The 19,658-nt window shown below is 64.3% G+C and carries 20 protein-coding genes; 16 read left to right on the top strand and 4 right to left on the bottom strand.

Annotation, left to right across the window (positions count from 1 at the left end; translation table 11 throughout):
* Positions 1 to 226: 226 nt before the first annotated feature.
* From MHN84_RS12550 to MHN84_RS12535, 4 genes are read left to right on the top strand one after another with little or no spacing between them, the layout of a single operon-like run.
* The gene (locus tag MHN84_RS12550; RefSeq protein WP_043415993.1) at positions 227 to 496 is read left to right on the top strand and encodes a metal-sensitive transcriptional regulator; all 270 of its coding nucleotides are present in this window, start codon (positions 227 to 229) and stop codon (positions 494 to 496) included.
* A gap of 14 nt (positions 497 to 510) precedes the next feature.
* Positions 511 to 909 carry a DUF302 domain-containing protein gene (locus tag MHN84_RS12545; RefSeq protein WP_043415991.1) on the top strand — a complete coding sequence of 133 codons (399 nt, stop codon included), beginning with the start codon at positions 511 to 513 and terminating at the stop codon, positions 907 to 909.
* A gap of 2 nt (positions 910 to 911) precedes the next feature.
* On the top strand, positions 912 to 1,685 hold the full coding sequence (locus MHN84_RS12540) for a sulfite exporter TauE/SafE family protein (RefSeq protein WP_043415990.1): 774 nt from the start codon (positions 912 to 914) through the stop codon (positions 1,683 to 1,685).
* A gap of 32 nt (positions 1,686 to 1,717) precedes the next feature.
* Positions 1,718 to 3,058 (top strand): rhodanese-like domain-containing protein, encoded by a 1,341-nt coding sequence (locus MHN84_RS12535; RefSeq protein WP_241204941.1) that lies wholly within the window; start codon positions 1,718 to 1,720, stop codon positions 3,056 to 3,058.
* Positions 3,059 to 4,419: 1,361 nt separating this feature from the next.
* On the opposite strand, the gene MHN84_RS12530 is transcribed toward MHN84_RS12535, so the two are convergent.
* Positions 4,420 to 4,935, bottom strand: a complete 516-nt coding sequence (locus MHN84_RS12530; protein ID WP_241204940.1) for a hypothetical protein — start codon at positions 4,933 to 4,935, stop codon at positions 4,420 to 4,422.
* A gap of 404 nt (positions 4,936 to 5,339) precedes the next feature.
* Between MHN84_RS12530 and MHN84_RS12525 the strand changes: the two genes are divergently transcribed.
* The 10 genes from MHN84_RS12525 (at position 5,340) to MHN84_RS12480 (ending at position 14,444) form a co-directional block, all read left to right on the top strand.
* Positions 5,340 to 6,314, top strand: coding sequence for a L,D-transpeptidase family protein (locus MHN84_RS12525; protein WP_172506265.1), 975 nt, complete (start codon positions 5,340 to 5,342; stop codon positions 6,312 to 6,314).
* A gap of 533 nt (positions 6,315 to 6,847) precedes the next feature.
* A complete protein-coding gene (locus MHN84_RS12520; RefSeq protein WP_011780846.1) occupies positions 6,848 to 7,075 on the top strand; it encodes a DUF2933 domain-containing protein in 228 nt (75 codons plus the stop codon).
* Between the two features lie 36 nt (positions 7,076 to 7,111).
* A complete protein-coding gene (locus MHN84_RS12515; protein WP_137149494.1) occupies positions 7,112 to 7,873 on the top strand; it encodes an isoprenylcysteine carboxylmethyltransferase family protein in 762 nt (253 codons plus the stop codon).
* A complete protein-coding gene (locus tag MHN84_RS12510) occupies positions 7,870 to 8,601 on the top strand; it encodes an ABC transporter ATP-binding protein (RefSeq protein WP_222882791.1) in 732 nt (243 codons plus the stop codon). Before MHN84_RS12515 ends, MHN84_RS12510 begins: the two co-directional genes overlap by 4 nt.
* Positions 8,582 to 10,081 carry an ABC transporter permease gene (locus MHN84_RS12505; RefSeq protein WP_222882792.1) on the top strand — a complete coding sequence of 500 codons (1,500 nt, stop codon included), beginning with the start codon at positions 8,582 to 8,584 and terminating at the stop codon, positions 10,079 to 10,081. The genes MHN84_RS12510 and MHN84_RS12505 overlap by 20 nt, the downstream gene beginning before the upstream one ends.
* The gene (locus MHN84_RS12500) at positions 10,081 to 10,488 is read left to right on the top strand and encodes a hypothetical protein (RefSeq protein WP_222882793.1); all 408 of its coding nucleotides are present in this window, start codon (positions 10,081 to 10,083) and stop codon (positions 10,486 to 10,488) included. Before MHN84_RS12505 ends, MHN84_RS12500 begins: the two co-directional genes overlap by 1 nt.
* A 118-nt stretch (positions 10,489 to 10,606) precedes the next feature.
* Positions 10,607 to 11,131 (top strand): pyridoxamine 5'-phosphate oxidase family protein, encoded by a 525-nt coding sequence (locus tag MHN84_RS12495; RefSeq protein WP_222882794.1) that lies wholly within the window; start codon positions 10,607 to 10,609, stop codon positions 11,129 to 11,131.
* Between the two features lie 227 nt (positions 11,132 to 11,358).
* Positions 11,359 to 11,652 (top strand): metal-sensitive transcriptional regulator, encoded by a 294-nt coding sequence (locus MHN84_RS12490; protein ID WP_048419108.1) that lies wholly within the window; start codon positions 11,359 to 11,361, stop codon positions 11,650 to 11,652.
* A gap of 162 nt (positions 11,653 to 11,814) precedes the next feature.
* Positions 11,815 to 12,057 carry a heavy-metal-associated domain-containing protein gene (locus MHN84_RS12485; protein ID WP_048419033.1) on the top strand — a complete coding sequence of 81 codons (243 nt, stop codon included), beginning with the start codon at positions 11,815 to 11,817 and terminating at the stop codon, positions 12,055 to 12,057.
* Between the two features lie 38 nt (positions 12,058 to 12,095).
* The gene (locus MHN84_RS12480) at positions 12,096 to 14,444 is read left to right on the top strand and encodes a cation-translocating P-type ATPase (RefSeq protein WP_222882795.1); all 2,349 of its coding nucleotides are present in this window, start codon (positions 12,096 to 12,098) and stop codon (positions 14,442 to 14,444) included.
* An 80-nt stretch (positions 14,445 to 14,524) separates the two neighbouring features.
* Here the strand turns inward: MHN84_RS12480 and MHN84_RS12475 are convergent, their stop codons facing one another.
* A complete protein-coding gene (locus tag MHN84_RS12475; protein WP_011767898.1) occupies positions 14,525 to 14,779 on the bottom strand; it encodes an SHOCT domain-containing protein in 255 nt (84 codons plus the stop codon).
* 142 nt (positions 14,780 to 14,921) lie between these two features.
* On the bottom strand, positions 14,922 to 16,460 hold the full coding sequence (locus tag MHN84_RS12470) for a multicopper oxidase family protein (RefSeq protein WP_222884838.1): 1,539 nt from the start codon (positions 16,458 to 16,460) through the stop codon (positions 14,922 to 14,924).
* Positions 16,461 to 16,812: 352 nt separating this feature from the next.
* On the opposite strand from MHN84_RS12470, the gene MHN84_RS12465 reads away from it, so the two are divergent.
* Both MHN84_RS12465 and MHN84_RS12460 read left to right on the top strand, forming a co-directional pair.
* On the top strand, positions 16,813 to 17,553 hold the full coding sequence (locus MHN84_RS12465; RefSeq protein WP_048419030.1) for a response regulator transcription factor: 741 nt from the start codon (positions 16,813 to 16,815) through the stop codon (positions 17,551 to 17,553).
* Positions 17,550 to 18,695 (top strand): cell wall metabolism sensor histidine kinase WalK, encoded by a 1,146-nt coding sequence (locus MHN84_RS12460; protein WP_241204939.1) that lies wholly within the window; start codon positions 17,550 to 17,552, stop codon positions 18,693 to 18,695. The genes MHN84_RS12465 and MHN84_RS12460 overlap by 4 nt, the downstream gene beginning before the upstream one ends.
* Before the next feature lie 61 nt (positions 18,696 to 18,756).
* On the opposite strand, the gene MHN84_RS12455 is transcribed toward MHN84_RS12460, so the two are convergent.
* Entirely contained in the window at positions 18,757 to 19,473 is a 717-nt protein-coding gene (locus tag MHN84_RS12455; RefSeq protein WP_241204938.1) for a DUF305 domain-containing protein, read from the bottom strand.
* Positions 19,474 to 19,658 lie beyond the last annotated feature (185 nt).

Raw genomic sequence — 19,658 nt, 5'->3', positions numbered from 1 at the left:
GGGTTGGCATACCGAGAGCGGTTCATCTCGTCTCTAGGAACACTTTGGCGCCGCCGTGCTGCTGTCCACGACGCCGAAGCCGCGACACGGCAGCGACGACCCGACGTCTTGAGACTCGCCGGATCGGACGTGGCCGCGTGACATCAGCAGACTCGACAGGAGATACCCAGGGGGGTATCGTCGGGCATGGAGAAATAATACCCCCACCGGTATAGAAGGAGGCGTCGTGGTCGGCGACGAAGACAGCATCGCGCTGGTGTTGAACAGGTTGCGCCGCGCGCACGGCCAGCTCGGTGGCGTCATCTCGATGATTGAGCAGGGGCGCGATTGCAAGGAGGTCGTCACCCAGTTGGCGGCGGTCTCCAAAGCGCTCGATAAGGCGGGTTTCAAGATCGTTGCCACCGGTTTGCGGCAGTGCCTGACCGGCGAAACCCCAGACGACCAGGCGCCAATGACCGAGGCTGAGCTGGAGAAGCTCTTCCTCGCACTGGCCTGACGAAGGGAATAACCATGACACTGGCCATCTCCACGACACTACGCACATCATTCGACGATGCCGTGGCGCGAACCCGAAAGGCATTGTCTGACCAAGGGTTTGGTGTGCTCACCGAGATCGACGTCAAGGCGACGCTCAAGGCCAAGCTCGACGAGGACATGGAGGACTACCTCATCCTCGGGGCGTGCAACCCGGCCCTGGCTCACCGTGCCATCGGCGTGGACCGTCAGATCGGACTGTTGCTGCCGTGCAACGTCGTGGTCCGCGCCGATCCTTCCACTGACGGGTTGGTGATCGTCGATGCGATGGATCCGCAGACCATGGTGCAGGTGGCAGACCAGCCGGGCCTCGCCCAGGTAGCCGACGACGCAGCCGCCAGACTGCGCGCGGCCATCAAGGCGCTGACCGACTGATCATGGCAGTAACCGTCACGCTGACCCTGGGCGCCGTCATTGGCGTATTCCTCGGCCTGCTCGGCGGCGGTGGCTCCATCATGGCCGTACCCGCGTTGGTCTTCGTGCTAGCCGTGCCAGTGGAGCAGGCAATTCCCATGTCGCTCATCGTCATTGCGGCCGCCGCAGCCGTCGGAGCGTTACCCAAGGTGCGGGTGGGCCAAGTCCAATGGCGGCTCGCCGGAGTGTTCACCGCAGTAGGCATCCCCGCCACGTTCATCGGTAGTGCGATCGGACGGCACCTGCCGCAATCGGTCATTCTCGTCGGCTTCGCCGCCGTGATGGTGATCGCCGGAATCCGTATGCTGATGGACGCTGCCGACACCGGAACAGCCTGCGAAGTCGGCGATTCCGACATCAACTGGCGTCGATGTGCGCCCCGATCCATCCCGGCGGGGATCGTGGTCGGCGTGCTCACCGGCTTGTTCGGCGTCGGCGGCGGTTTCCTCATCGTTCCCGCTTTGGTACTACTGCTCGGCGTACAGATGCCCATCGCCATCGGCACGTCGCTTCTGGTCATCGTCGCCAACTCCGCGGCCGGGGCGCTGACCTATGTGAGTCAAGGAACGATCGACTGGGGCATGACCGCGCTGTTCGCGGGCACCGCCGTCGTGGCATCGCTGATCGCCGGCCAGATCGGCACACGGCTGGACACCTCCAGACTCCAACACTGGTTCGCCTACCTCGTGTTCGTAGTCGCGGCGTACGTCCTGATCGACACACTCATCCTGCGCTGACGCGCGAATCATCAAGAGAGAGGCAATTTTCCATGCGTATCTCCATCATCGACACCTCCAGTCTGGGCGACCGTAGCTACCTGATCGACGATGGCGGTGTCGCCGTGGTCGTCGACCCGCAGCGCGACATCGACCGCGTGCTGGCGCTCGCCGCCGAACGGGACGCCACGATCACCCACGTGCTCGAGACCCACATCCACAACGACTACGTCACGGGTGGCCTCGAACTGTCGCGCCTCGTTGACGCGGAATACGTGGTGCCTGCCGGCGACGACGTCGCCTACGATCGGCTCCCCGCCCGCGACGGCTACGTCATCGAGGCTGGGCCGATGCGCTTTGAGGTGCTGCACACCCCCGGCCACACCCACCATCACGTCAGCTATGTGTTGCGCCACGACACCCAGACCGCAGTCTTCACCGGCGGGTCGATGCTTCACGGCACCACCGGGCGCACCGACCTCATCGGGGCCGACGACACCGAAACGCTCACCCACGCCCAGTTTCACTCGGTGCGTCGACTGGCCGGCGAACTGCCGGACGACACCGAGGTGTATCCGACGCACGGATTCGGGAGCTTCTGCTCGGCAACGCCGGCCAGCGGTGACACGTCCACCATCGGCGAGCAGCGCCACACCAACCCGGCACTCACCTCCGATGAGGAGGCATACGTCGAGAACCTCCTCGCGGCGCTATCGGCATACCCGGCGTACTACGCACACATGGGAGTGATCAACGCAGCGGGGCCGGCCCCGGTGGACCTGACCATGCCCGCGACCGTCGACCCCGACGAACTGCGCCGGCGCATCGACACCGGCGAATGGGTCGTTGACCTCCGCAGCCGAACAGCCTTCGCCGCAGGGCATCTGGCCGGCACCCTCGGCTTCGAACTCTCGGGCTCATTCGTCACTTATCTGGGCTGGCTGTACCAGTGGGGTGCCCCGCTGACCCTGATCGCGGACGACCCGAAGCAGATTGTCGAGGCACGACGCGAATTGGTCCGCATCGGCGTCGACGAGGTGCGCGGCGCCGCGACCGGCGCCATCGACGACATGAGCGCCGGCAGCGCCCTGCGCACCTACCGGGTGACCGACTTCACGCAGCTGTCGTCCGGCATTCCCTCCGACGCCACCACCGTCCTCGACGTTCGGCAGGACAGCGAATACGCCGAGAGCCACGTGCCGGGGGCGGTGAACATCCCGCTGCACGAACTGCTGGCCCGCGCCGAAGAGGTCCCCGCCGGTGAAGTGTGGGTGCACTGCGGATCCGGTTACCGGGCGTCCATCGCGGCGTCGATCCTGGATGCGCGGAACCGCACCGTGGTGCTCATCGATGACGCCTTCACCAACGCCGTCGAGCTGGGACTCGCGGCGTAGGCATCACAACGGAGGGTGAAGGAACCCTCGCCGCGAGCGCACGCAGCCAGACCCGATGCGGGAAGTGGATGGCATATACAAGCTCAGGGAAGTCGGCAACTGAGCCGCGAGCTTCAGCTTCAGGTGTGAACGGATTTGTGAACGAAACAGGGTGTAAAGCGCGAGACGAGGCCTAACGAGAATGACGCTGGAGACGCACTAAGTGACCTGACCTGGGTATTCAGGACACGGTTGACCGCTTGAGACGGCGACTGACCGGCTCATAACTTAGAGGTCGTAGGGGAAGGCCTCAATCAGCGACCCGTCGGGCCCCAGACTGCCCCGAGTTCAGTTGACTCGCGGTGTGCGAATTTCGGGCCGCGGTTGCGACTGGTGTGTGGAGTAGTTCGACTCCGGGTGAGCCTGCCGAGGGCACGTTGCCGGCAGCATCGGTGGTAGGTCCGCTCGATCCAGGTCACGATCGCGAACCATTTTTCATGGATAATGACTATTATCCATGAAGACAGCGAGATGCACTGCGAAGTCTGCAGATTCAGCGCGCTTTTGTCACCGTGACGAATCACGCGCCGCTGGCTGGACCTCCGTGGTGACGCACACCGTCGTTGCCTCGTCGCACACGGACGCCCAAGCTTCCGTTCGTAGGCGCTCGATCCCTGGGGGCTCCGCCGAGACGTGCTACAGACACATGACGCGCCTTTTTGGTTCGCAGAGAGACAGGGCTGCGCGGATCGCGACCGGTCACTTTAGTTGACCATAACGGCCGTTATTGGCTTAATTCCGTTGCGCTGCAGTGTTTTTCGTCTTATGCAGTTGCCAGAATCGCACACATCATGTGCCGTCTTCATCAAATGTGGGTGCGCGCCGCCCGTCGCAGTTGATGTCAAAGCACCGGTCGTGCCGAGGTGGCCGGTAAGTGGTCGAGTCGCAAGCGCGGCAATGAAAGACGCGGTGCATGACGCCGCACGCGCACGCCTGGCTACCGACCAGCACCCGACCCGGGCCGAGCGGATGGCCGTTCAGGCACGTCGGCGGCGGTCCCGGTTCGACCCACCCCCGTCGAGTCCACCGCAACCCGCCTGCCATCATTCGATCATACGTTCGATACGCGCAGGCGGTGCCTTGATTCGTCACGGTGACGAATCATCTGTGCGCCAGTGTGACGCCCTGGTGCAGTGTGATGCCGCCCTACGTCGCATCTGGCACGACAGCGGTACGGATCGAGCTGTTCCGCAGCCCCTTCCAAGTGGCTTTTCGCCGTCGTTTGGCGATGCATGGGTCATGTTTTTATACCTCCGGTGTCAGGCAATCGCTCTGTAAATTAACGCATTTCGTCATGTGACGGTTCTAGGTTGCTATGCGGGCTACACGGTCCCGGCGCTGCGGTACGGCCCGAGGTAATAGTCGTCGTAGTGCTGGTCCAGGTATCGGAACAGGGCAGCAGTCTCGCCCTCGTCGAGGGCCACACCTAGCGCCACTTCAATGCCCGGCCAAATGGCACTCAGGCTGAGGGTCGCGCCGACGACGCGTTGCAGGTGATCATGAAACGACGCGAAGGCCCTCATGCACAGGTCCGAGTCGGCGCGCCACGTCCAGGCCAACAGGCGTCCGACGGTATCGCCGGCATGCCAGAGGCGGGCCTCACGCCATTCGTTTGCGCCTGCCGCAGCAGCCTCGCTGGCGGTGAGCGCCGCGATCATCGCTAGCCGCAGGTTGGGGTCGTCAAGGACGGGCGCAGTGGCCGGCACCAGGTGAGCTACCACGGTCGAGCCCTTAATGATGTGGGTGGTGAGTCCGTTCTCCGCATCACCGACGAGGGTGCTGAATGCGTTGCGTGCGTCCGTGATTGAGCGCATCCGGTTCGGCCTGATGTTCACCATACCGCCAATCTACCACATCACGCCATAATTAGCGCCAGTTTCCACGCTCGATTTAACGCCGATAACGACCGTTTTGGTCAACCAAAGTGACCGGTCGCGATCCGCGCGCAACAGCGACCGCGCCGACAAGCGACCGCACCAGCGAACGGGAGATCCGCCGGATCGGTTCAAGGATCACGACGTCGGATGTCCTTTAGTTGCCCAGGAACCAAGTACGGTCTCGATACGTAGATCACGATTAGGTTACGGACGTACGTGGCGGTTGTCCACACGGAGCCACTGCCGCACCGCACGGTAAGCGAAATCGGTCGACCTACTGCCAACGTACGTAGGTAGTAGATTTGGAAGTACTCGTCGTGCTTCTTGGGTTGCACGGCGGAAGAATCTAGGCGAGGAGACCGGTTATGGAGCGGCGGCGAGTGCGTAAGCTGGGACTGATGTCGGCCGCGACTGGCCTCGCCGGCGCACTAATGCTGAGCACCGGCTCCGCCGCGGCGGAGCCGCCCCTTCCCGGACCGCCGGCGCCGATCGATCCGATGGCAATGCCGGGATCCCCGCCAGAACCGTTCGTCCTCCCCCCCGGTTCGATCCAGGGTCCGCTAAGTGATCTTTCACGGCCGGCGCCCCCGGCCGGGCCCACACCGCCTGGGCAGAACCCTGCACCCTACGAGGGCGAACCGGTGTTCGCGCCGCCGACGTTCAATCCCGTCAACGGCGCGATGGTCGGGGTGGCCAAGCCGATCATTATCAACTTCCAACGGCCGATCGCCGACCGCGCGCTGGCCGAGCAAGCCGTTCACATCTCCTCCACCCCCGCGGTCCCCGGGAAGTTCTACTGGATGAGCGCGACCCAACTCAGATGGCGGCCCATCGACTTCTGGCCCCCCAACACAACGGTGAACATCGATGCCAGCGGCACGAAATCGAGCTTCCGCACCGGCGACTCGTTGGTGGCGACCATCGACAACGCCACCCTCCAAATGGAGGTCATGCGCAACGGCTCACTCGAGAAGACCATGCCGGTGTCTTTGGGAAAGCCGGGATACGAAACACCCAACGGCACCTACTACGTGCTCGAGAAGTTCGCCGACATGGTGATGGACTCCTCCACCTATGGTGTGCCGGTCGACGCGGCCGAAGGTTACAAGCTAAAAGTTCAAGACGCGGTGCGGATCAACAACGCCGGCATCTTCGTTCACGGTGCGCCCTGGTCAGTCGCTGATCAAGGCAAGCGCAATGTCAGCCACGGGTGTCCAAACCTCAGTCCGGCCAACGCTCAATGGTTCTATGACAACTTCGGCAGTGGAGACCCCGTGGTCGTCAAGAACTCCGTCGGCACCTACAACCAAAACGACGGCGCCCAAGACTGGCAGATCTAACGAAGGCACTCCCAGTAGGTGGTGCGACAGTCAGCAAGGCGCCATTTTGCCCCCATCACGTACACCTGACGAAGTTCTCGACGTACCAGTCCACCGGGCCGCGGTTGACTCACTACTGATCGTATATGTGATCAACGCCCGCTTCGTGGTGAAGCGACTCAGGCGAAAGAGCCTCGACAGGCGCCGGTGTCGCTGGCGTGCCGGTTGACTCGACGACCGGCTACGTAGCGGGTGGCGCCGCACGACCGTGATCGTCCGCGTGTCCGATCGTCCGACTGTGGTGATCGGGTTTCACACCGGCCGGCTCGTGATGACCGTGCCGTAGACCGGATGCGACGCCTACCGCCGATGCCAGCACCGACGCCGACGCCGACGCCGACGCCGACGAGAACGATCGCGTTGGCGGGTCCGCCATAGGGCCTCTGGGCGAATCAGACAGGGACTTTCGTCCTACGTATCACGTACGTAGTTCCATGGGCATCGCCAGGGTAGAAGCGCATGCTTGAGGGCGGCCCGAACGGAAGGACCTCGAGATGAAAACACAGTACCTACCCTGGTACGCCTTGGCCTTGGCCGCCGCTTTCGTAACTGCGCTGGCCATCGGCGTTCCGCTGTCGACGTCGGCGCTGCTGCTCTTTGCGCTGGCATGCCCATTGATGATGATGTTCATGATGGGCGGAATGGGCGGCGGGCACGGTAACGACACTAAGCATGACCGGTCCGATACGCCGGAGCATCGCGACTCTGCGGGACGGTCATAAACCTCCACGTCCATCACCGATCAGAAGGTCTTGACGATGGCAGATGCAGCCTACGGATTATGGCCGCTGGTGATCGTGAACACGTTGTTGTTCATGGCTTTTGGGCTGAGCTTCTTTCGTCCGAGAACGCATCGAGATTGGCGGGCGATGGGCGGCTACACCGCGTTCTTGGTGGCGTTGTTCACCGAGATGTACGGCGTCCCGTTGACCGTGTACCTGCTCGGCGGCTGGCTGGGATCGCGCTTCCCGCTCCTACGTGACACCCACGCCGGCGGGCACCTGTGGAACGACCTCATCGGCTGGACCGGCGACCCGCACCTGAGCCCCTTTCATCTGGCCAGCTACGCGGCGATCGGTGGCGGTTTCTGGCTGATCGCGGTCGCCTGGCGACACTTGCATGCGGCCGCCCAAGCCGATCGACTCGCCACAACCGGCCCGTATGCCTGGGTACGTCACCCGCAATACGACGGCTTCCTACTAGTCATGCTCGGCTTCTTGCTGCAGTGGCCGACGATTCCCACACTGATGATGTTCCCAGTGCTGGTTTACGTCTACGCGCGGCTGGCGCGCAGCGAAGAACGCGACGCGGCGGACCAATTCGGCCCCGCATGGAACGCGTACACGGCACGCACTCCGGCATTCCTGCCGCACTTGCGATCTCGTCCCCAAACCGTGCCGGAAACCGCTCACTCCGGTGACAGCCGCACCGCCTGGCATCGCCCGACACCGCCGCCCCTGCCCACCGGCGCCTCGCCACCGCCCAGCACCGACGGCTCCCACGGAGGAGGTCGGTCATGAATCACACCACTGGGACCGACGACATAACGAAGCTGCCGGTGGTCGAGGCCGCCGCCGCGGTGTTAACGGCCGGCGGTATCGAGAAGTCGTTTCGCCGCGGCACCTGGCCGATCTCGCACCACCAGCAGGTGCTGCGCGGCGTCGATCTGACGCTGCAGCCTGGCGAAGTGGTCGGTCTTGTTGGGGAGAACGGCTCAGGCAAGTCAACGATCATGAAGATCTTGGTTGGCGAGCTTGCCCCAGACGCGGGCACGGTGGTCCGCTCCGGCGTGCTGGGCTATTGCCCGCAGCAGCCGGTGGTGTATGAACGCCTGACCTGTGATGAGCACCTTGAGCTGTTCGCGCGCGCCTACCGTATGGCGCATGAGGCCGAACGGCGCGCGCGCCGAGATCTTTACGAGGCGTTGGGATTTGAACGATACGCCGGCACACGGGCGGATCGGTTGTCGGGCGGCACGCTGGCCAAGCTCAACCTGACATTGGCGATGCTGGCCGACCCGCAAGTGCTGCTGCTGGATGAGCCCTATGCCGGCTTCGATTGGGACACCTATCTGAAGTTCTGGGATCTGGTGGCCCGTCGTCGCGACGACGGACGGTCGGTGCTGATTATTAGCCACTTCGTCGCTGACGAGCACCGCTTCGATCGCATCGTCAAGCTGTGTGACGGGCGGCTATGCGAGGGACAGTACGGAGGGCAGGGGGTCCCCAGTGACGACCGCAGCCCATGAGCAGTGGCGGCCGACGCTGCTGCTGACCCGCAGCTTCATCGCCGACTATGTTCGCAACCCGGTGAACCTGATCATGCTGGTCCTGGTGCCGCTCGTGTTCGTGCTGGTCGCGGCCGGTTCGATCGCCGACGCGATGGAACTGTTACGGGGACGACCCGGCATCGCAACCCAAACGGCGACCGCCGGCTGGGCAGCTGGCTTCCTGTCGGGGCTCGCAATGTACTTCCAGATCCACTCGGCGCGACGCGCGGACAAGCGGTTGCAACTGGTCGGCTTACCAGCGGCGCGGTTGCTCGCTGCCCGGGCGGGCACCGGTCTGCTCATGGCGGGACTCGTCTCGGGAGTGGCGCTCGCCGCGTTGGCCGTGCGTGTCGGTATCGACCATCCGGTCCGGGTGATCGTCGGTACGCTGATGTTCTCGGTCATCTACCTGGCGATCGGTGCGCTAGTAGGGATAGCGGTTGCCAATCCGGTCAACGGTGCGGTGATCATCTTGTTGATCTGGATGATCGACGTGTTCGTCGGGCCTGCCGGCAGCGGCGGCGATTACGTGTTCACTCGCTGGTTTCCCACTCACTTCGTCACGTTGTGGACTGTCGACACGCCCTCGCACCACGCTGGACGGCTCGGCGATCTCGGCCTCGCCTCGGTTTGGATGCTCGGCGCTCTTGCTGTGGCCGGCGCGTTGGTAACGGCGGGTTCTCGCACCGCGCGACGGCGTCAGCGCACGGCCGGCCAGTTACCGACTGCGCTGAGGTTCGGTCTGGTCGATCTGCGGCGAAACGGCGCGCTGTTGGTGCTGCTAGTTATTGTGCCGGCGGCGTTCGTGCTGCTGGCGAAGGTGACCACGCCGGGGCGATCTCTAATGGTGTCGGTCACCGAGAACGGCGCCGTTTCAAACCAGTCGTTCTGGTTTCCCGAGGTACACGCCGGAGCGATGGCCCCGATCGGCATCGGTGCGCTGGCTGCACTGGTTGGGATGTTCGTAGTGGTCGATGCTGCCGGCGGGGACCGACGCCTGCGGCTGGCCGGCTACCGCACTGGCGTGGTGCTGGCTGCCCGATTGGGCGTGGTCGCCGTAGCCGCCATCGTCATCACGGCGGCCACCATGGGGGTTACCGCGACCGTCTTCGACGCCAGGCAGTGGCCGGGCTACATTGCTGCCAACCTGCTGATCGCCGCAATCTACGCCCTGATCGGTGTAGTCATCGGGCCACTGCTGGGCAAGGTCGCGGGGGTGTTCGTCGCATTTTTGATCCCTTTTCTCGATCTGGGAATCATCCAAAGTCCGATGCTCCGCCCTGTACCTCAGGAGTGGGCCCAGTTTCTTCCCGGGTACGGCGTGACCCGGTTGCTATTCGATACCAGTCTCACCTCACGTTTCGACGAAACCTGGCCATTACTAACTGGGTTCGTCTGGCTGGGTGGGCTATTGATCGTGGCCTCAGTTGTCCTCACCCGCGGCGGGAAGCTGACCTGATGATCGCCGCGGCATGGCTGTTCGGAGTCGGTGGCGCGATCCTCGTCGGGATTGGGGGGTTCTTTGTGTTGGCCCGGCCTGCACTGCTGCCCGAGGACTTGCGCTATCTACGCCGCACCACGGGCGAGATCGATGCTGCCCTACCGAGCCTGCGTGAGTGGCTGCGTCTGGTGTTCATCGTCCTTGGCGGATACGCAGTGGCTACCGGGACACTCACCATCTACCTGGCAGCCACCGACGTTCGTAATGCCGAGTCGTCGGCAGTGGCGGTACTGGCGGTCGCCGGCGCATCGTCGATTGGGGTCATGGCGTTGGTGAATTTCGCGCTGCACTCGACATTTCGGTGGCTGCTCTCCGCTGCGGCGGCACTCTGGATCGTGGCGACGCTGGTGGCGGTGCTGTCGTGACCTTCCGGGAGTGGGCCTGGCAGGTACCCCGTCCGCGCATGCACCCCGGTGTCCACGCCACGGGCTCTTTCCAACGACTCCCCGCCCTGCGTCGGTCACCGAGCCACCGGACGTCAAGGTGAAGAATCACCCTGTCACGTTCGAGGTCGTTCTCGGCCATCTACGGAAGCAAACGTTTGCGGTACTTTCGACGACCGACGAAGAGGGCAAACCGTGCTCAGCGGGAGTCAACTACCGCGTGTCTGAGCTCGGCGGTGCCATCTCCATCTTCGTAATGACCCGCCGGCACCTGAAGAAGGCGCGCAATGTCGCGCGGCATCCGCGGGTCTCGCTCGTGGTTCCGCTGCCGAGGCGGCTCCTGTGGTTCCTCCCACCAGCAACCCTCCAGTTGAGCGGACACGCGAAGATCCTCGACTGGACTGACGACGAAGGGCGGGATGCCTTCCGCCAGTTCTGGATCGGCCGCCGAATCCTCAAGGCTTACGAAGAGTCTTACCGCCGCGGCGAAACGCGAATCTGCTTCCTGAAGATCACACCAGATCCTGCGATTAACACCTACATGGTCGGCTCCAACATCTGGCAGCTCAGGAATCACATGGAATCAGGTGCGGCCAAAGTAATCGACCCGCGCGGGAACCCATGAGCAACGGGGCGGGTCGGCTTGATGATCATGCGGCGGGCTGATGCGCCGCACGCGGGAGGGCCAATCGGCACGCTGAATTGCACACCCTCGTCGCCCACGCGGGCGAGCCCGGTCATGCAGCTGAGGTATCCGTCGCACTTCTGGTGACGTTGGCCCCTTGACAGATTGATACCCCATAGGGGTATATTGCTTTGTATACCCCTATGGGGTATTACGGAGGAGGAGTCATGGATACGGCGACACCCGGGTATGCAGCCTCGAAGGACGCACATCTCAAGCGACTGCGCAGAATTGAGGGGCAGGTCCGCGGCCTTGCACGCATGGTCGACGAGGACGCCTACTGCATTGACGTGCTCACCCAGATATCGGCGGCAACCAAAGCGTTGGAGTCGGTGGCGTTGTCGCTTCTCGACGAACATCTTTCCCATTGCGTCCGTGACGCAGTCCACCAGGGCGGCGACATCGCCGAGCAGAAGATCGATGAAGCCTCGGCAGCAATCGCGCGTCTCGTCCGTTCCTGAGCACACATCCGAAACCGCCCATCCCGCAAGCGAAAGTGGCCAGAAATGACCCGACAGCTCACCGCCACCCTGCCCCTGATTCCCCCCACCTCCTCGGGCTGCAGGTGCTGCGCACCGAGGTCCTCGGACACACACCCACCAGCATCGGTCAAGGAGAACGCCATGAGCACGACCACAACCACCAAGTCCTACGCCGTGACCGGCATGACCTGCAGCCACTGCATCGCCGCGGTGAGCGCAGAACTCGGCGCACTCACCGGTGTCACCGACGTTCATGTCAATCTGGTTGCCGGCGGCATATCCACAGTGACGGTTTCCAGCGACCCACCACTGACCACCGAGCAGATCACCACCGCACTCGACGAGGCCGGCGACTACCGCCTATCCACCGATCAACCTCGCTAGCACTCACCCTGCGCGAACCCCGAACCAAAGGACAGAGCATGAGCCTGCCGAATCACACCGTCGGTGTCGATCAACCCCACAGCATCGAGTTGTCGATCGGCGGGATGACCTGTGCATCATGTGCAGCCCGGATCGAAAAGAAACTGAACAAGATCGATGGGGTCGCGGCCAGCGTCAACTACGCCACCGAAAAGGCCAAGGTGGACTACCCCAACTCCGTCGATCCGGCAGTGTTGATCGCCGCGGTGGAAGCGACCGGCTACACCGCAACCGCCCCCGCGGCGGCGAATGACGCGGCCCCGACCGATTCCGGCCCGGACGCGGGCGAAGCCGACTCCTTGCGGAGCCGATTGCTGATCTCCCTGGTGCTGACCGTGCCCGTGATCGCGATGTCGATGATCCCCGCGCTGCAATTCACCAACTGGCAATGGTTCGCGCTGACCTTGGCCTCTCCCGTCGTGGTGTGGGGCGCCCTGCCGTTTCACCGCGCAGCGTGGGCCAACGCCCGCCACCGCGCCGCCACGATGGACACCCTGATCTCACTGGGCGTCAGCGCCGCGTACCTGTGGTCACTGTGGGCGCTGTTCATCGGACACGCCGGCATGCCGGGGATGAGGATGGCCTTCAGTCTGCTACCCGACGCGGGTTCCGAGACCGAGCACATCTACCTCGAAGTCGCCGCCGCGGTGACGGTGTTCATTCTGGCCGGCCGCTACTTCGAGGCGCGCGCCAAGACACGATCCGGTGCCGCGCTGCGGGCCCTGCTCGACATGGGCGCCAAAGACGTCGCCGTCGTGCGCAACGGTACCGAAATCCGCATTCCAACAGCAGAACTTAGCGTCGGAGACGTATTTGTGGTGCGACCGGGTGAGAAGATCGCCACCGACGGGGTCGTGACCGACGGCTCGTCGGCAGTCGACGCATCGATGCTCACCGGGGAATCCGTGCCCGTCGAGGTCCGCCCCGGCGACCACGTCACCGGTGCCACCGTCAACGCCGGTGGCCGACTGCTCGTCCGCGCCACCCGAATCGGCGCCGACACCCAACTCGCGCAGATGGCGCGCCTGGTCGAAGACGCCCAGAACGGCAAGGCATCGGTACAGCGCCTGGCTGACCGGGTCTCGGCGGTCTTCGTACCCATCGTCCTGGCGCTGTCGGTCGCAACGCTGGCGGCCTGGCTGCTCACCGGCCATTCAGCGACAGTCGCATTCACCGCGGCAGTCGCCGTCCTGATCATCGCCTGCCCGTGCGCGCTCGGCCTGGCCACCCCCACCGCCCTCATGGTCGGCACCGGCCGCGGCGCCCAACTGGGCATCCTGATCAAGGGACCGCAGGTGCTCGAGTCCACCCGCCGAGTCGACACCATCGTGCTCGACAAGACCGGAACCGTCACCACCGGCCGCATGAGTCTCATGGGGGTGCATCCCGGCGCAGGGCAGAACTCCGATGAGCTCCTCGAGTTCGCGGGAGCCTTGGAGAGCGCGTCTCAACACCCCATCGCGGAAGCGATCGCCGCCTCAGCAGCCGCCGGCGGCACGCTGCCAGCGGTCGAAGACTTCTCCAACCACAACGGCTACGGCGTCAGCGGCGTCGTCGCCGGCCATGCGGTCCTGGTTGGCCGGCTCAGCTGGCTTACCGACGACTGGTCGCTGACAGCCCCCGACGACCTCACCTCCGCCGCCGAACACGCTCAGTCCCAGGGCCACACCCCGGTATGGGTGGCCTGGGACGGGGTGGTGCGCGGCGTCATCGTCGTCGCCGACACGGTGAAGGGCGCCTCCGCGGACGCCATCGGCCAGTTCCGCAAGCTCGGCCTGCGTCCGTTTCTGCTGACCGGCGACAATCGGCGCGCCGCCCTCGCCGTCGCCGCAGAGGTCGGCATCGACCCCGACGACGTGATCGCCGAAGTCCTCCCTGCCGACAAAGTCGACACCATCAAAAGCCTGCAAGCGCAGGGGCGAACCGTCGCCATGGTCGGCGACGGCGTCAACGATGCCGCCGCACTGGTACAGGCCGATCTGGGCCTGGCGATGGGCACCGGATCCGACGTCGCCATCGAGGCATCCGACCTGACACTGGTACGTGGTGATCTGCGCGCAGCCGCCGACGCCATTCGATTGGCCCGGTCAACCCTGAGGACCATCAAGGGAAACCTGTTCTGGGCCTTCGCCTACAACGTCGCCGCACTTCCCTTAGCGGCACTGGGCCTACTCAATCCGCTGATCGCCGGCGCCGCAATGGCCTTCAGCTCGGTCTTCGTGGTCAGCAACAGCCTGCGACTTCGCCGGTTCACCAGCAGCGCATCCCCTGGGCAGACGGAAGACGTCCACGTTGCGACAGTGCAGCCAGGGGGCGACGAGTACCGCAGGGCCCACACCGCACCATAACCCCGGGCTGGGCACCTCACGCTTAGCGAATACGCCCGCGGCGCGGAACTCCCCCGCCGCGGGCTTGGCGCTGGCGTCAGTTATCGACGCACAGCCTCGCGCAGTATCGCCAATCGTTCGCGGTACTGCGTTTCGTCGATCTCGCCACTGGCGAATCTCGCCGCTAGCAGTTGTTCGGCTGTGGGCGCGTCACCGCGTGGCGCTTGTGAGCTGCCCGTGGTGTATCTGATCAGAGCGACGATACCGACGATGATCAAGCCCCAGAACAGCACCATCCCGACGCCCATCCCCGCGTATCCCCACCAACCCATGTCGTGGTCGTACCAAAACATCATGACCGTTCCTCCTCTTGATGTATCCGTGGCCGATTGGCCACAGTCTTACGGTTTGCGTCTCGTCCCGAAAGAGTCAAGAGCACTGCGCTTCAAGGTCTTTGGGCCTCATCGCCGCTGACCGTGCGAAGGGCGCGGCACCGGGCTAGGGCGAGTAGTTCAGGCTCGTCATCATGCCGGCTTCCTGGTGATAGGTGTTGTGGCAGTGCATCATCCAGACGCCCGGGTTGTCGGCGGCGAGCGCCACCGTCAGCTCCTGCATCGGCAGAACTATGACGGTGTCCTTGCGTGGGCCCGGAGTCCCGTCCGGCTTGATCACTTGAAAGGTGTGACCGTGCAGGTGCATGGGATGCCACATCATGGTGGTATTGGCGAAGGTCAACGTCGCCTTCTGGCCTTGCCTCACAGTCAGTGGGACGGTGTCTTCGAACGGTCTGCCGTTGATCGTCCAGTCGTAGGACGCCATGGAACCGGAAAGCCGGGCCGACAGGGCGACATCGGCCCTGGTGACATCCAAGACCGCCTCGGGCGCGGCGGTGAACACGCCGACGGTGCCGACCCGGCGCTGCAGTTCGGGTGGCATGAACGTCGGATCGGGTGCGGCACCGGCGCCGGTGGACAGTAGGGCTCGCGCGAGCGCGTTCTTCCCTTCGGCCGAGGCGACAAAGGGGAACACGCCGTCACCGGTGGTGATGAACACGTCATAGCGCTCACCCATGCCAATCAGCAGCGCGTCCACCTCGGTCGGCACCACAGGGAAACCGTCGGTATGGGTGACAGTCATCCGATGTCCGGCCAGCGCGACCCGAAAAGCGGTATCGGACCCGGCGTTGATGATCCGCATCCTTATCCGCTGCCCAGGGCGAGCGGTGAAAGTGGTCGGTGCCGCCGCAATGCGACCGTTCGCTAGGTAGAACGGATAGCTGACGTCACCCGCGTCGCCCCCGAGAAGTGCGCTCGCGCCAACGCCTCCGACACCGGGAACCCCTGGCATTCCAGGTGTTCCGCTCATGCCGGGCATACCGGGCATGCCACCCGAATGGCCGCCGGCCCCCGAGACGGGACGCAGCCCCTCGTAGAGCTGCCGCGGGCTGGAACCGATTCCGTCGGTCCAGTCATCGAGCACCACGATCCACTCGGCGTCGTAGCGTGCCGGCTCGGCCGGATCGTCGATGATGACCGGCGCGTAGAGCCCGTAGTCGGCGTCGAGGCCGGTGTGCGGGTGCGCCCAGTAGGTACCGGGATGAGGCGCGGAAAACCGGTAGGTGAAGTTCGATGACGGGTCGATGTTCGGGGTCGCCGGCGTTGCGCCATCCATGTCGTTGCGCAGCGCGATGCCATGCCAGTGCAGCGAAGACGGCTGGTCCAGACCGTTGGTGACGCTGATCGCCAGTTCGTCGCCGACGTCGGCGCGGATCAACGGTCCGGGAACGCTGTTGTTGTACGCCAGTGTGCGGGCGACGGGTCCGCCCAGGTCGATGTCCGCCGGCCCAGGTGTCAACGCCGCGGTGACGGTGCGCCCGGTGTGGGGCCGCGCGGCTTCAGCGACCGCGATCGGATCCGTAGCCGGGTTGACACTTGTGGGCTTTCCGCACGCGGCCATGGCGGCGGTACTCGCGGCGAGGGTGGCCGCCAGGAACGTGCGTCGTGTCAATATCGTCGTGCCGACGCTCCCACCGTTCATCGGCAGTGCGGGGGTTTCGTCGTTGCGACGCAATCATCAATGGTGAGGCCGGGTACCTGTGCGTCGCGCTGAGTTTCGATGTCCTCCCGACGCTGCGGCCTGTTCGCCCCGAGTAGCGCCGCCAGCGCCGCGATCACAGCTCCCCAAAACGCAAGAAGCATCACGATGGCCAGCAGGCAGCCACCCCAACCCCAGTGGGCGCCGGCTTCGTTCCACCACGTCATCGGGTCGTCTCCTTCTTCGCATTCCACACTCATGCCGCCGAGTAGCGAATCGACGATGGTTTTATGAAGATTCACTCAAGACCTGGGTCGCGGGTTCCTGAATCCCTTCGGGGCGGCACGATGAAGACATGGACAAGCCTGCGGCCACCCCTTCGGCGGGATATCGAGCATTGGTGGTCGACGACGAGGTACCGCTGGCCGAAGTCGTGGCGAGCTACCTCAGACGCGAGCAGTTTGACGTCAGCCTCGCCCACAGCGGAGCCGACGCCTTGGCCCAGGCCCGTGAGATCGACCCGGACGTGGTCATCTTGGATCTCGCGTTGCCGGGCATCGACGGCGTGGAGGTATGCCGCCAACTGCGCACGTTCTCCGATGCCTACGTGGTAATGCTGACCGCACGCGATACCGAAATGGACACCATCGTGGGCCTGTCGGTCGGTGCCGATGACTATGTCACCAAACCTTTCAGTCCCCGCGAACTGGTCGCGCGGATCCGCGCAATGTTGCGCCGGCCTCGCACCGTCGCAACGCCGACCAGTGCTGCGGCCGCGGCCGACGAACCCCCGCCGCGGGCCTTCGGGCCGTTGTCCATCGACGTTGCGGGCCGACAGGTATTCATCGACGACGAACCAGTTCTGCTCACCCGCACTGAGTTCGACATTCTAGCGGCGTTGTCGTCGCGGCCGGCCGTGGTCTTCAGCCGCCGCCAACTCCTCGAGGCCGTCTGGGGAGACTCCTGGGGCGGCAACGAACATCTCGTCGACGTCCACATTGGACATCTGCGCCGCAAATTGTCGGATGACCCCGCCGACCCGCGCTATGTGATCACGGTCCGCGGAGTCGGATACCGAATGGGAAGCGGCCAATGAGGACAGACACGAGCATTCAACCCAGGTCGCGGCACAGTCCTGGAGTCGGGGCAAGACTCCTGCTGGCGCAAGCCTTGGTGCTCCTCGCCGGCGGCGCAACCACCGGGGTCGTCGCCGTCATCGTCGGTCCACCGCTGTTTCGGGAACACCTGACCCGCGCCGGACTTCCTCACTCATCCAATGAACAGTTCCATGCCGAGGAGGCCTACCGTTACGCCACCGCAATCTCAGTCGCGGTGGCGATCGGCGTAGCCGCATTGACCGCGCTGGTTGTGACCTGGTATTTCAGCCGTCGCCTGCAGCACTCCATCGCCGAGGTCGCATCGGCCGCCACTGCAGTCGCCGACGGCCGCTATGACATCCGTGTGTCGCCGCTGCGCTTGGGGGAGGATTTCGCGAACCTGTCCCGCGCGTTCAATCGGATGTCCGAACGGCTCGAATCGGTCGAGACCACCCGGCGCCAACTCTTCGGTGACCTCGCCCATGAGATTAGGACACCCGTCTCGGTACTCAAGGCCTACATCGAGGCCGTCGAGGACGGAGTGAAAACCCTTGACCCCGAGACGGTTGCCGTGCTCAACGATCAAGCCAGCAGGTTGGTGCGCTTCTCCGATGACTTCGCCGCGCTCGCTCAAGCCGAGGAAGGTCCCGGCGCGGTCACACCGCAGTGGATCGACCCCCAGGCCGCGATCGTCACCACCGTGTCTGCCGCAGCCGACCGATACGCGGAGAAGGACGTCGCGCTGACCTTCGACGCCGCGAACCCGCTGCCCGAGGTGTGGGTAGACCCTCTGCGCCTCGCACAGGTGATCGGGAACCTTCTCGACAACGCTCTGCGCCACACCCCCGCGCGAGGCCGCGTCGAGGTCGACGCGACGGCAAAGCCCGGCGAAGTGATCATCACCGTGCGCGACAATGGTGATGGCATCGCTGCCGAGCACCTCCCGCACGTGTTCGAACGCTTCTACCGCGCCGATGTGGCCCGCGATCGAAGCCACGGCGGCGCGGGGATCGGGTTGGCCATCGCCAAAGCACTCACCGAAGCCCACAGCGGCCGCATCACTGCGGCCAGCCGCGGACCAGGCCTGGGCAGTACCTTCACCATCGAGCTACCCGCACGCACGGACCGCCGTGACGACTAATGGAACTCGACAGCGTTGTCGCGCAATATGACTCGCGCGAAACGCTGCCATGACCCGACTTCTACAACGAGGCCAGGATCTTGTTCATGGTGTCGATTTCCTGCTGCTGGCTGGTGACGATCGAGCGCGCCAACGCGACCGTCTCGGGGAACTGGCCGTCCTTGATCTCTTTCTGCGCCATGGTAATTGCACCCTCGTGATGCTTGACCATCTGCGTCAGGTACAACTTGGAGGCTTCCACCCCCTGGGCGTTTTGCAAGGCGGCCATGTCCTCCTCCGACATCATGCCCTCCATCCCCGGCATATCACCCATACCGGGCATGCCCGGCATTCCAGGCATCATCGAATGAGTCGGCGTAGCGGATTCGCTGGGCGCGGCACTGGCGCTGGGCATCCCACTGTGACCCGGCATGTCGTCCATCCCGGGCATCATCGGCATCGTGGACATGCCCCACTGCGTGAGCCAGGCCTGCATCTGTTCGATCTCGGGAGCCTGAGCAGCCTTGATCTGCTTGGCCAGGTCCACCACTCGCGGGTCGATTCCCTGCTTACCCAATAGCATGTCGCTCATCTCGATGGCCTGTTGGTGATGCGGGATCATGTGCTGGGTGAACATGGCATCAGCCTGATTGTGGACTTCGGCGGCCGATGTCGACGAAGGCGCCGACACCGACGACGACGACGAAGCTCCCTGCGTAGTGCTGGTATTACTACACGCACCAACGGTTACCAGCGCCGCCAAGGTGGCCGCACCGACGGCCAGCGTCTTCCTCTTCATCACAACAAGTCCCTTCCCGGGTTCCACGGTCGATGCGGCTGCAGCGCGCCCAGTTGACGCGCGGGTATCCCGACCTGTCTTCGAGCATTCGCGCCGGCGGTATGGCCCGACTAGTCGTTCTATGAAGATTCGATAAAGAACGGCAACCGCCCTTGGCGTCGGGAGGTCCGCGGCGCAGCCTTGGC

It is taken from the genome of Mycobacterium sp. PSTR-4-N (assembly GCF_022348085.1).
Lineage (GTDB): Bacteria > Actinomycetota > Actinomycetes > Mycobacteriales > Mycobacteriaceae > Mycobacterium.
Note: the sequence above shows the minus strand (reverse complement) of the source record. Positions and strands in the feature narration are given on the sequence as shown.

Coding starts and splice junctions, on each gene's coding strand:
- MHN84_RS12460 (WP_241204939.1), top strand. CDS start 17,550: ATGAGGACAGACACGAGCATTCAACCCAGGTCGCGGCACAGTCCTGGA.
- MHN84_RS12525 (WP_172506265.1), top strand. CDS start 5,340: ATGGAGCGGCGGCGAGTGCGTAAGCTGGGACTGATGTCGGCCGCGACT.
- MHN84_RS12540 (WP_043415990.1), top strand. CDS start 912: ATGGCAGTAACCGTCACGCTGACCCTGGGCGCCGTCATTGGCGTATTC.
- MHN84_RS12530 (WP_241204940.1), bottom strand. CDS start 4,935: ATGGTGAACATCAGGCCGAACCGGATGCGCTCAATCACGGACGCACGC.
- MHN84_RS12490 (WP_048419108.1), top strand. CDS start 11,359: ATGGATACGGCGACACCCGGGTATGCAGCCTCGAAGGACGCACATCTC.
- MHN84_RS12480 (WP_222882795.1), top strand. CDS start 12,096: ATGAGCCTGCCGAATCACACCGTCGGTGTCGATCAACCCCACAGCATC.
- MHN84_RS12470 (WP_222884838.1), bottom strand. CDS start 16,460: ATGAACGGTGGGAGCGTCGGCACGACGATATTGACACGACGCACGTTC.
- MHN84_RS12520 (WP_011780846.1), top strand. CDS start 6,848: ATGAAAACACAGTACCTACCCTGGTACGCCTTGGCCTTGGCCGCCGCT.
- MHN84_RS12510 (WP_222882791.1), top strand. CDS start 7,870: ATGAATCACACCACTGGGACCGACGACATAACGAAGCTGCCGGTGGTC.
- MHN84_RS12535 (WP_241204941.1), top strand. CDS start 1,718: ATGCGTATCTCCATCATCGACACCTCCAGTCTGGGCGACCGTAGCTAC.
- MHN84_RS12545 (WP_043415991.1), top strand. CDS start 511: ATGACACTGGCCATCTCCACGACACTACGCACATCATTCGACGATGCC.
- MHN84_RS12485 (WP_048419033.1), top strand. CDS start 11,815: ATGAGCACGACCACAACCACCAAGTCCTACGCCGTGACCGGCATGACC.
- MHN84_RS12500 (WP_222882793.1), top strand. CDS start 10,081: ATGATCGCCGCGGCATGGCTGTTCGGAGTCGGTGGCGCGATCCTCGTC.
- MHN84_RS12515 (WP_137149494.1), top strand. CDS start 7,112: ATGGCAGATGCAGCCTACGGATTATGGCCGCTGGTGATCGTGAACACG.
- MHN84_RS12475 (WP_011767898.1), bottom strand. CDS start 14,779: ATGATGTTTTGGTACGACCACGACATGGGTTGGTGGGGATACGCGGGG.
- MHN84_RS12465 (WP_048419030.1), top strand. CDS start 16,813: ATGGACAAGCCTGCGGCCACCCCTTCGGCGGGATATCGAGCATTGGTG.
- MHN84_RS12455 (WP_241204938.1), bottom strand. CDS start 19,473: ATGAAGAGGAAGACGCTGGCCGTCGGTGCGGCCACCTTGGCGGCGCTG.